Here is a 12,257-nt window from a genome sequence, read left to right on the forward strand (position 1 = left end):
TAATAAAGCTATGAAAAAATATATAGTATCATGTTGTTTTTTATTGCTTACACTGGGTCTTCAGGCTCAGAATAAGTGGACTCTGCGAGAGTGTATCGATTATGCTATCGAAAACAACATTGAAATAAAGCAACAATATTTGAGTGTCAAGAATTCGGAGGTCGATTTAAGTACCAGTAAAAATAGTCGTTTGCCAGATTTGTCGGGAAGTGCCGGACAAAATTTCAACTTTGGTCGGACAGCATCAGCCGCAACGGGTGTTTATGAAGCGAATTCGGCTTCTACTACTAATTTTGGTCTGTCATCCAGTACTCCGATATTCACGGGATTTCGTATTCCGAATGAAATAAAGATGTATGAGCTTAATTTGCTGGCTGCTACCGAAGGCTTAAAGAAAGCAAAAGAGAATCTTGAATTACAGGTTACTTCATTGTTTTTGGATGTACTGTTCAAAAAAGAAATTCTCAAAGTTTACCAAGAGCAAATTAAACTTAGTAAGGTACAAGTAGAACGTACACAAGCTTTGGTTGATGCAGGTAAAGTCCCTGCGTCGCAGCTATATGATATAAAAGCTCAGTTAGCTAAAGATGAATTGAATGCTACAGTTGCAGAAAATGATTTGGATCTTTCGTCATTGAATCTGGCACAGGCATTAAATCTTCTTGATGCTAAGGGTTTTGATGTGGCAGAACCGATTCTCGGAGATGTGATAGGTGATAATATATCAAGTATTCTCCCTGCCGATCAGATTTATCAGGTGGCAGTGGTTAGCAGACCTCATGTGAAAGAAGCTGAATACAAAGTAGAAAGTAGCAAAAGAAACCTCAAAGTAGCTCAATCGGGATACTGGCCGACTATCGATTTAGGCCTTTCATACAATAATGGTTTCGATCATATATATAAGAGTGAATATGATAATAAGAGTATTTCTGAACAGTTGAAAAATAACTCACGCGAGGTAATTGGTCTAACATTGAGAGTTCCTATTTTCAATCGTTTCCAAACTCGCAATCAGGTGAGAGGGGCGCGTATTAATATCGAGAATAGAGAATTAGAACTTGATAATGTGAAACTGGCTTTGTTTAAAGAAATACAACAAGCGTATCAGAGTGCTGTAGCTGCTCAATCTAAATTCTCGTCGACAGAGATTGCTTTGGAGGCTTCGCAAGAGTCGTTTAATTATGCTCAGGAACGCTACGATATAGGAAAATCTACGGTGTTCGAGTTTGCCGATGCACAGACTAAATTGTTGACTAGCCGATCGGAGCAAATTCAAGCAAAATATGATTTTCTTTTCCGTGCCAAGATATTAGATTTTTATAGAGGTACAAAGATTGATATAAAATAACCACAGATATCTAAATGATATACGGAGTCCTGAAGAATATAATTTTTCAGGACTTTTTTATCGATAAAATTTACTAAAAACTCTCTTTTTTTACTGTTTATTCGTTTTCATGTATGAATAACATATGCTTTTTTTGTTATATCATCAGAACATTTTACTATTTTTGGAAAGATACCATTTTTTTACGCACGAGAAATCGATGGGTCAGGTGATTCTGATCTTTACAAGATAAGTATGGTAAACTATTAAATATGCTGTATTTTCAGTTATAGTACACATCAATAGTTATACTTACTAAAGAAATAAAATAGGTCGGCGACCTAAAGTATTAATCTTTATAAATTTTTGTGCCATGAAAACTTACCAGACAAGTGAAATCAAGAACATTGCTATTCTTGGTAGTTCGGGAGCGGGCAAAACCACTCTCACCGAAGCCATGCTTTTCGAAGCGGGGGTAATAAAACGTAGAGGTCGTGTCGAAGACGGCAATACAGTTTCTGATTATTTCCCGGTGGAGAAGGAGTATGGTTATTCTGTTTTTTCTAGCATAATATCCGTTGAGTGGATGAATCGCAAGCTCAATTTTATTGACTGTCCCGGTTCCGACGATTTTGCGGGTAATGTTGTTACCTCACTCAATGTGACAGATACCGCTTTGGTGGTTCTCAATGCACAATATGGATTAGAGGTTGGTACAATCAATCAGTTGCGTTACACCAGTCAATTACAAAAACCTGTCATATTCGTTGTTAATCAACTGGATCACGCCAAAGCCGATTTCGATAATGTGGTGTCTCAATTGAAAGCCGATTATGGAGAGAAGGCAGTATTAGTTCAATATCCGGTTAATTGCGGCGAAGGATTTAATGCTGTTGTAGATGTGTTAAAGAATAAAATGTACCGATGGAAACCTGAAGGCGGTGTTCCTGAAGTACTCGAAATACCTGAAGAGGAAAAAGAAAAAGCAAGCGAATTGCATCAAAAGTTAGTTGAGGCAGCTGCCGAAAATGAAGAATCGCTGATGGAGAAGTTTTTCGATCAGGGAACACTTACCGAAGAAGAAATGCGGATGGGTATTCGCTGGGGATTGGTGCATAGAGATTTATTTCCGGTATTCTGTGTGTCAGCGGCGAATGATATGTGCGTGAGACGTACATTAGAATTCTTAGGGAATGTCGTTCCCTATGTAAGAGACTTACCTTGCCCGGTAAATACAGATGGTGAAGAAATCAAACCGGAGGTGGACAAGCCGACAAGTCTGTTTTTCTTTAAAACAACAGTCGAGCCTCATGTTGGAGAGGTTTCTTACTTCAAAGTAATGAGTGGCAAAGTACACGAAGGCGATGATTTTGTTAATGCCGACAGAGGTTCGAAAGAACGTATCGGTCAATTGTTTTGTGCTGCCGGACAACAACGTGCCAAAGTAGAGGAACTGGTTGCAGGAGATATCGGCGCAACAGTTAAATTAAAAGATGTAAGGACAGGAAATACTTTAAATGTAAAAGGAGTAGATAATAAATTTAATTTTATAAAATACCCTGAACCAAAATATCGTCGTGCTATAAAAGCCGAGAACGAAAAAGATACGGAGAAACTCAGTGAAGCATTGCAGCGCATGCATGAGGAAGACCCTACATGGTTGATCGAAAATTCGAAAGAATTGAAGCAATTAATTGTTTCGGGACAAGGGGAATTTCATCTTAAAACACTGAAGTGGAGACTTGAAAATAACGATAAAATAGCTATAATATATTCCGAGCCGAAGATTCCATATAGAGAAACGATAACCAAAGCTGCCAGAGCCGACTATCGTCACAAAAAACAATCGGGTGGTGCCGGACAATTTGGCGAGGTTCACATGATAGTAGAACCATATGTGGAAGGTGTGCCTGTTCCTGAGATTTACAGGTTCAACGGACAAGAATTTAAAGTACAGACTCGTGATGTCCAAACTTACGATCTGGACTGGGGCGGTAAGCTTGTTTTTGTAAATAGTATCGTCGGTGGATCTATCGATACCCGCTTCTTGCCGGCCATTGTAAAAGGTATTATGGCACGTTTGGAGCAAGGGCCCTTAACTGGCTCTTATGCCCGCGATGTACGTGTTGTTGTTTATGACGGAAAGATGCACCCTGTAGATTCCAATGAAATTTCGTTTATGCTGGCAGGGCGAAATGCGTTCAGCGAAGCTTTCAAAAATGCAGGTCCTAAGATTCTCGAACCTATCTATGATGTAACCGTATCTGTCCCTTCCGATAGAATGGGCGACGTAATGGGCGACCTCCAAAACCGCCGTGCTATGATTATGGGCATGGAAAGCGATAGAGGCATCGAAATATTGAAGGCTAAAGTACCATTGAAAGAAATGGGAAGTTATTCAATTTCGCTCAGTTCGTTGACAGGTGGTCGGGCTTCTTTCACAATGAAGTTTGCGAGTTATGAACTTGTGCCTACCGATGTACAAGAAAAATTACTGAAAGACTATGCATCAACACAAAAAGATGAAGATTAATTGCGAATTATAACCTCAAAAGGAGCTATTCGAAAGAGTAGTTTCTTTTTTTTTAGTGACATAAATCTTATTTATATGCGAAATAGTACCTTACCTCTATATAAAGATAAAATATGTGATATTATAATATGAAACTCTTTTGTTTCGTTAAAACATTTAGTACATTCGATAATAAATACTAACTATTTTCTAAATATTTACTTTCATATTGTTAACATGGATAGAATTGAAACTGATTTAATAGGAGACCTGCCTATTCCTAGCGATGCTTACTATGGCATTCACACACAAAGGGCTGTTCACAACTTTCAGATTACAGGAATAAAACTTACCAGTTTTCCCGAGTTTATTAAAGCATTAGCTTACGTAAAGTGGGCTGCCGCAGAAACAAATTGCCGCTTAGGCGTACTGGACAAAAGAATAGCAGAGGCTATAATAGAAGCATGTAAAAAACTTATAGGAGGAGAATATCAGGATCAATTTTTAAGTGATATGTTACAAGGAGGTGCAGGTACCTCTACCAACATGAATATAAATGAGGTAGTAGCTAATATTGCACTCGAAATGATGGGGCATAATAAAGGGGAATATCAATATTGTTCTCCTTACGATCATGTAAATCTCTCTCAATCTACTAATGATGCCTATCCTACAGGCGTTAAATTAGGAATCCTTTTCTATAATCAGAATATAGTGCAATCGTTGAGTGAACTTGTTGGTTCATTAAAGAAGAAAGGACAAGAATTAGCACATGTGATAACAATGGGGCGAACCCATCTCCAAGATGCCATTCCTTTAACGCTAGGGCAGGTATTCGATGCCTATGCAGCTACGTTAGATAAAGAGATCGATTCTTTAAATCAAAGTGCAAATCAGAGTTTGGAAATAAATATGGGGGCTACTGCTGTTGGTACAGGACTTAATGCTGTTCCGGGCTATGCTAAACTTTGTGCCGAGAATCTGTCGAAAATAACTAAGTTCGATTTTACGCCTGCTACAAATTTGGTGGAGGCAACATCCAGCACTTCGAGCTTTGTTGCTTATTCTTCGGCCTTGAAAAAATTATCGACAAAGTTATCGAAAATGGCAAACGACTTAAGATTGCTGACTTCGGGCCCTCGTTGTGGATTTTATGAAATCAATTTACCTCCAATGCAAGCCGGATCATCTATTATGCCCGGTAAAGTGAATCCAGTTATACCCGAAGTTGTATCGCAGACGTGCTTTAAGGTGATAGCGAACGATTTTGCTGTTACAATGGCCGCTGAAGCAGGGCAATTACAATTGAATGTGATGGAACCTGTGATCACATATACTCTTTTTGAATCGGTAAAACTTCTGTCGAATGCAATGGTATGTTTCAGAAAGAACTGTATAGACGGTATCACAGCAAATGAGGAACATTGCAAAAATTTAGTGATGAACAGCATCGGTATCGTAACAGCACTGAATCCATATATTGGTTACGAAAACAGTACTGCGATAGCCAAAGAAGCACTTGAAACAGGGCAGAGCGTTTATAGTTTGATATTAAAGAAAAATGTATTGTCTAAAGAAGAACTGGATAGAATATTAAACCCCGAAAATATGATCGGAGCTTGATAGTAAATCATTCATAAATAATTAAATAAAAGCGTTAGGATAATTATTATTTTAACGCTTTTATTTTCTTGTGTGTGCAAAGTTTGAAGTTTTAAATTAAAAATTCCTATATTTGCCGGATGAAGGTTAAGAAGCATATATCTCTGATTCTCCTGCTATTTGCTAATATATTGTTATTGGCACATGGAGTCTTGCCTCATTACCATCATGACGGAATTGTATGTATGGTCCGTAGCGAAGCCTGTCAAACAATTCATAATAACGAGAAACATAGTGATCATAGTGAATGTGATCATAGCAATTGCGAATGCTGTGGTGGTGTGCATGATAAACACCATTCGCACGACAATTCAGAAGATTGTGATTTGAAGACTGTCGTTTTACGTCAGGCGAATAACCACGAAAATGATACTGTCCAACCGATTAGTATTTCGTCTTTATTTTATATTGCTTATACGCTAAATATATTTTATCTTGATGCTCCAACCGTTGGACTTCATCTACAGGAAAAACCATATTTAGAAACCTACACCTCTCCCTTTGTCGGCACTATACGTAGCCTAAGGGCTCCTCCCTTTATTTCTACTTTAAGCTGATAAATACTCCGTTTGTTCGAGTATTTATTATCATGTAATGACTGTCATTTAGTTATAGCAGACGTTTGTTGTCTTTCTTAGACGGTAAATATGAAAGTTTGCGATATTAAAGTATTGAAATATAATGGATAACTACATAGAACGGCTTCAAGAAAGAGGCATTAATATTACAGCTGTAAGACTGCTCATTTTTAAAGAAATGATGAATTTTTCGCATGCATTTTGTCTTGCGGATTTAGAAACTACACTCGATACTGTCGATAAGTCTACCTTATTCAGAACCATCACTTTGTTTCATGAGAAACGATTGATACACAGTATAGACGATGGTTCCGGCTCTATCAAATATTCGGTTTGCAGCCGCTATTGCGATTGCTCGGTAGAGCAGCAGCATACACATTTCTACTGCGAAAAGTGTAAAACGACATTCTGTCTCGACAATGCTTCTATACCCGAAGTAAATATCCCTCAAAACTTTATTCTTCACAGTGCAAATTTTGTACTGAAAGGCTTATGCAGTCATTGTTCTAAGATTGCAACCTAGTTGCGTTCGTTAACCAATAACTTTGTATTAAAATTAAAACACGTACATAGAATGAAAAAACATCTTATTTATTTAGTTTGTTTGCTAGTCTTTGCTTGGGGGTGCAATTCCAACAAAGCAGACGAGCATGCAGGACACAATCATGACAAAGAATCGCATGCAGGGCATAATCACGAAGCAGAAGGTCATACTCACGGCGAAGAGGGACATGATTGTGATCATGATCATGGCGCTAAAGACAAAACTGCAGAAAATCATAGCGATGAGATTATCTTTACCCCCGAACAGGCTAAAGCCGTAGGCTTGGAAGTAATAACAGTGAAGCCCGATCGTTTTCATCAGGTGATAAAAACCAGTGGGCAAATACTTTCGGCTCAGGGAGATGAGGTAACAGTATCTGCCACAACAAATGGTATCGTATCGTTCAATAAAGCATCTTTAAATGAAGGTCTATCTGTAAAGGCTGGCGAATCGTTGCTTAGTATCTCATCCAGAAATATTGTAGACGGTGATCCTGTCCTTAAAGCTAAATCGGCTTACGAGATTGCTCAACTTGAGTATCAACGGGCAGAAGCATTGATCGCTGATAAATTGATATCGCAGAAAGAATTTAACGAGTTGAAGCTTAATTACGAGAATACCAAAACAGCTTACGGTAATTTTGCTACTCGTCAGGGTGCAAAAGGAGTTGGGATATCCTCGCCTATCGGTGGTTTTGTTAAATTAAAATTAGTGAGCGAAGGTCAGTATGTAGAAGTAGGTCAGCCATTAGTGACTGTCACACAAAACCGTAAGCTACAGTTGCGAGCCGATGTTTCGGAGCGCTACTATAAAGATTTAGGAAATATAACCACAGCTAATTTCAAAACACCTTACGATAAAGCGATTCATCGCCTTTCCGATCTGAATGGAAGACTGGTTTCTTATGGCCGCTCTGCAAATACACAAGAATATTATGTACCCGTCAATTTTGAATTTGACAATATCGGTCAGATAATATCGGGATCGTATGTTGAGGTATTTCTCATATCCGGAGTAAAGCAACAAGTAATTTCCATACCTGTTTCTTCTCTTACCGAAGATCAAGGTATCTACTTTGTATATATCCAACTGGACGAAGAAGGATATAAAAAGCAAGAAGTGAAACTCGGTGCCAGCGATGGTGACCGTGTAGAAATTCTTTCGGGTTTGAAAGAAGGAGATATTGTTGTCAGTAAAGGAGCTTATCATGTTAAACTGGCATCGGCATCGGCTGCTATACCACACGGTCATGAGCATTAACAAGGAGGATATAATATGTTAAATAGAATAATACATTTTTCGTTAAACAACCGTTTGGTCGTCCTTATTGGTGCGGTACTTCTTTTGGTTGGAGGACTGTATACTGCCAAGAATATGGAAGTAGATGTGTTTCCCGATCTGAATGCACCGACAGTTGTTATTATGACCGAAGCCAACGGCATGGCAGCGGAGGAGGTGGAACGGATTGTTTCTTTTCCTATCGAAACTGCGGTAAACGGGGCAACTGATGTACGTCGTGTCCGTTCGTCTTCCATCACAGGATTTTCTGTCGTGTGGGTCGAGTTTGACTGGGGAACAGATATATATAAAGCACGCCAGATAGTAACCGAAAAACTGGCGACAATAAGCGGTACTTTGCCCGACAATGTGGGGCAACCGACATTAGGGCCACAATCGTCTATAATGGGTGAGATTATGATTATCGGGCTTACTGCCGATTCTACGTCCTTACTCGATTTACGTACATTGGCCGACTGGACTATTCGCCCACGTTTATTGTCGACCGGAGGTGTGGCGCAAGTAACCGTAATTGGTGGAGACATCAAAGAGTATCAGATATTACTTGATCCCGGTCGTATGAAACATTATGGTGTGAGTCTCGATGAGGTCTTGCAATCGGTTCGGAATATGAATCAGAACGCTGCGGGAGGAGTCTTGTATGAATATGGTAACGAATATATCGTTCGTGGCATCATGCAAAGTACAGATGTAGACCAATTGGGAACAGGAGTCATAAAGAAGGCGGGAGAAAATCCGATTCTAATTCGCGATATAGCCGAAATCAAAATTGGAGCGAAAGCACCTAAATTGGGCGTGGCATCAGAACGAGGCAAAGAAGCCGTATTGATGACTGTAACAAAGCAGCCTAATACTAATACAATAGAACTTAGTGAGAAACTGGATGCATCTCTTGTCGATCTTCAAAAAAGTTTACCGGCAGACGTGCAAATATCGTCTGACATTTTCCGTCAGGAACGGTTTATAGAAAACTCAATAGGCAATGTTCAAAAATCGCTGTACGAAGGATCGATATTTGTTGTAATTGTCTTGTTCCTTTTCTTAATGAACGGGCGCACAACATTTATATCTCTATTGGCACTTCCTCTATCTTTACTTACTTCTATTCTTGCTCTTAAGGCTATGGGCTTAACCATTAATACCATGAGTCTCGGGGGGATGGCTATCGCTATTGGTTCACTGGTGGACGATGCTATAATAGATGTCGAAAATGTGTTTAAACATCTGCGAGAGAACAGGCAGAAGCCGATAGCTGAACAAAAGAAAGTTTTGGATGTCGTTTTCGAAGCATCGAAAGAGGTGCGTATGCCGATTCTTAATTCAACATTAATTATTGTTACTTGTTTCATTCCATTATTCTTTTTGAGTGGGATGGAAGGGCGAATGCTTGCTCCGCTTGGTATTGCCTTTATAGTTGCATTGTTTGCTTCTACTATTATTGCACTTACGGTTACCCCTGTACTATGTAGCTATTTGCTTGGTAAGAACAAAGGGAATAAAGAAGATAAAGAGCCGGTCTTTGTTGTCAAATTGAAAGTGATATATGAAAAAAGTTTGCATTGGGCTTTGATTCATCAAAAGAAAGTACTAGCTGTAACAGGTCTGTTATTAGCTTCGGCGATTATTATATTCTTTACATTGGGGCGTAACTTCTTACCTCCATTCAACGAAGGATCATTTACTATCACAGTCAATACATTGCCCGGAATATCGATTGAGGAATCTGATAAAATAGGCAGACAAGCCGAACTGATGTTGCTGACTGTACCCGAGATTCAGACGGTAGGACGTAAAACAGGTCGTGCGGAATTGGACGAACATTCATTTGGCGTAAACTCTTCCGAGATAGAAGCACCTTTCATATTGAAAGATCGCTCCAAAGATGAAATGCTTGTCGAAATACGTGAAAAGCTAAATGCAATTCCGGGAGTAAGTATTGAGATTGGACAACCCATATCACATCGCATCGACCATATGCTGTCGGGAACGAAAGCCAATATCGCTATTAAGTTATTTGGTACGGACTTGAATCAACTCTTTGCATTGGGTAATCAAATAAAATCATCGATAGAAGGTATCGAAGGCCTTGCCGACTTGAATGTAGAGCAACAAGTAGAACGTCCGCAATTAAAGATTATACCTAAACGCGAAATGCTTGCCAAATATGGTATTACATTACCCGAGTTTTCGGAGTTTGTAACAGCCATGCTTGCCGGAGAAGTTGTTTCGCAGGTCTATGACAATGGTAAAACATTCGATCTGACACTCAAAGTAGATGATAATTTTAAAGATGAGGCAGATAAAATACGTAATCTGATGATTGACGCAAATGGCAAAAAAGTTCCATTTGAATATGTCGCTGAAATAACTTCGTCCACAGGGCCTAATGCTATCAACCGAGAGAATGCTCAGCGTAAAATAGTTGTATCGGCGAATGTTGCTGGACGTGATTTGCGTGGAGTTGTCGATGATATTCAAAATAATATAGATGCTAATATCATCTTGCCTGAGGGATATCACATTGAATATGGCGGTCAGTTCGAAAGCGAGAAATCTGCTTCTCAAACCTTGTTAATTACGTCTGTGTTTGCTATATTGATAATTTTCCTGCTGTTATTCAATCAGTTCCGCAATGTGGCGCAGTCGGCAGTAGTGTTAATTAACTTACCATTGGCTCTCATTGGTGGGGTATATGTAATCTTCTTGACTACGGGCGAGATAAGCATACCGGCTATCATTGGTTTTATATCGTTATTTGGTATTGCAACGCGTAATGGAATCCTGCTAATGTCTCACTATAACGACTTAAGTGCTAAAGGGTTTTCGATAGAAAAAAGTATTCTGCAAGGTTCGCTCGATCGGCTGAATCCTATTTTGATGACTGCATTATCATCCGGATTAGCTCTGGTTCCATTGGCTATACAAGGTGATTTGCCAGGTAATGAGATACAAAGCCCTATGGCAAAGGTTATTCTGGGAGGATTATTAACATCTACTTTATTGAATATGTACATTGTTCCGATAATTTATAGGATGTTGAAAAACCGCAAACCGCAAGTAGAAGAAACTTTAGTTCAACAAGAAATTAAATGAAAGTTATGAAACGAATAATATTTAGTATTATCCTGTCTTTTGCTGTATTGACAATCAATGCCCAATCAGGTTTTGAGCAGGCATTAAACAGCATAGAAGCCAATAATACAACCTTGAAAGCTCTTAGGGAACAGGCTAATGCCGATAAAATAGGAAATAAGACTGGTCTTACTATTGCCAACCCCGAAGTTGAATTTGGATATCTTTGGGGCAGCCCGGGAGATACCGGTAATAGAACGGATCTGAATGTAACCCAGTCTTTCGATTTTCCGACAGCCTATCGTCATAAATCACAATTAGCACAAGGGAAGAATCGGCAAGTGGATTTGAACTATGATCAACAGCGCAGAGAAGTGTTACAAGAGGCACGCCTGCTCTGCGTCAAGTTGACTTATCAGATTAAAATAAATAAATTACTGACCGAACGTCTGAAGTATGCGAAAGAATTATCAGCCGGTTATCAGACTATGTTTGATGAAGGAGATATCAATGTTCTGGAGCGTAATAAAACGAAGCTTAATTTATTGAGTGCAGAGAAGGCTTTACAAATAAATGAAGTTGAGATCAATACTATTAAATCCGAATTACGGCGGATGAATGGAGGAATATCTATTGAAAATAGTCTGGATGCTTATCCTCAGTTTGCTTTCCCTTTGAATTTCGATGAGTGGTTTGTTAATGTAAAAGAGAATAATTCCTTACTCCAGTTAGCGGAGCAAGAGGTCGTCTTAAGTCGTAAGCAAGAACAATTGACACGTGCACTCAATATGCCCAAATTTACAGCTGGTTATGCCAGTGAACGTGTTTTAGGGACTGTTCAGCAAGGTTTTACTATCGGTGTTTCTATTCCTTTGTGGGAAGGAAAAAATACAGTTAAGCATCAAAAGGCTCAAACTATCGCCTTGCAAATGCAGCAAGAAGACTACAAATTGCAGTTTCGTAATAAATTGAAAAATGAATATGAAAAAGCATATAAACTATCCCTCTTTCTGAAAGAGTATGAGAATGCTTTGTCAATAACCAATAATCACGAATTACTTGCACGGGCATTCGATAGGGGGCAGCTTTCCCTTATCAATTATTTACTGGAAGTATCTGTGTATTACGAAACAGTGGATAAGTACCTCGAAACTGAGCGGGATTACCACCTAGCGGTGATCGAACTCTTGCAGTGGGAGAGATAAGTTGTTAATTTTTAAGGGAAAAGGCTGATGATTTTATCATCGGCCTTTTTTATATAGT

At 39.0% G+C, this 12,257-nt stretch carries 8 protein-coding genes; all 8 read left to right on the forward strand.

Annotation, left to right across the window (positions count from 1 at the left end; all coding sequences use genetic code 11):
- Positions 1-10 precede the first annotated feature (10 nt).
- Positions 11-1,348 carry a TolC family protein gene (locus G7Y56_RS04710; protein WP_165041521.1) on the forward strand — a complete coding sequence of 446 codons (1,338 nt, stop codon included), beginning with the start codon at positions 11-13 and terminating at the stop codon, positions 1,346-1,348.
- 352 nt (positions 1,349-1,700) lie between these two features.
- A complete protein-coding gene (locus tag G7Y56_RS04715; protein WP_165021261.1) occupies positions 1,701-3,860 on the forward strand; it encodes a translation factor GTPase family protein in 2,160 nt (719 codons plus the stop codon).
- 216 nt (positions 3,861-4,076) lie between these two features.
- Positions 4,077-5,462 carry an aspartate ammonia-lyase gene (locus G7Y56_RS04720; RefSeq protein ID WP_165041523.1) on the forward strand — a complete coding sequence of 462 codons (1,386 nt, stop codon included), beginning with the start codon at positions 4,077-4,079 and terminating at the stop codon, positions 5,460-5,462.
- Positions 5,463-5,581: 119 nt separating this feature from the next.
- Positions 5,582-6,058: a DUF6769 family protein gene (locus G7Y56_RS18835; RefSeq protein WP_370457671.1), complete on the forward strand. Its 477-nt coding sequence runs from the start codon at positions 5,582-5,584 to the stop codon at positions 6,056-6,058.
- A gap of 124 nt (positions 6,059-6,182) precedes the next feature.
- Positions 6,183-6,602, forward strand: coding sequence for a Fur family transcriptional regulator (locus tag G7Y56_RS04725; RefSeq protein ID WP_165021264.1), 420 nt, complete (start codon positions 6,183-6,185; stop codon positions 6,600-6,602).
- Between the two features lie 51 nt (positions 6,603-6,653).
- The gene (locus G7Y56_RS04730; protein WP_165041525.1) at positions 6,654-7,883 is read left to right on the forward strand and encodes an efflux RND transporter periplasmic adaptor subunit; all 1,230 of its coding nucleotides are present in this window, start codon (positions 6,654-6,656) and stop codon (positions 7,881-7,883) included.
- Positions 7,884-7,898: 15 nt separating this feature from the next.
- On the forward strand, positions 7,899-11,015 hold the full coding sequence (locus G7Y56_RS04735; RefSeq protein ID WP_165041527.1) for an efflux RND transporter permease subunit: 3,117 nt from the start codon (positions 7,899-7,901) through the stop codon (positions 11,013-11,015).
- Positions 11,016-11,020: 5 nt separating this feature from the next.
- Positions 11,021-12,199, forward strand: coding sequence for a TolC family protein (locus tag G7Y56_RS04740; RefSeq protein ID WP_165041529.1), 1,179 nt, complete (start codon positions 11,021-11,023; stop codon positions 12,197-12,199).
- Positions 12,200-12,257 lie beyond the last annotated feature (58 nt).

The sequence above is a fragment of the Dysgonomonas sp. ZJ709 genome (genome assembly GCF_011039195.1).
In the GTDB taxonomy this organism is placed as follows: domain Bacteria; phylum Bacteroidota; class Bacteroidia; order Bacteroidales; family Dysgonomonadaceae; genus Dysgonomonas.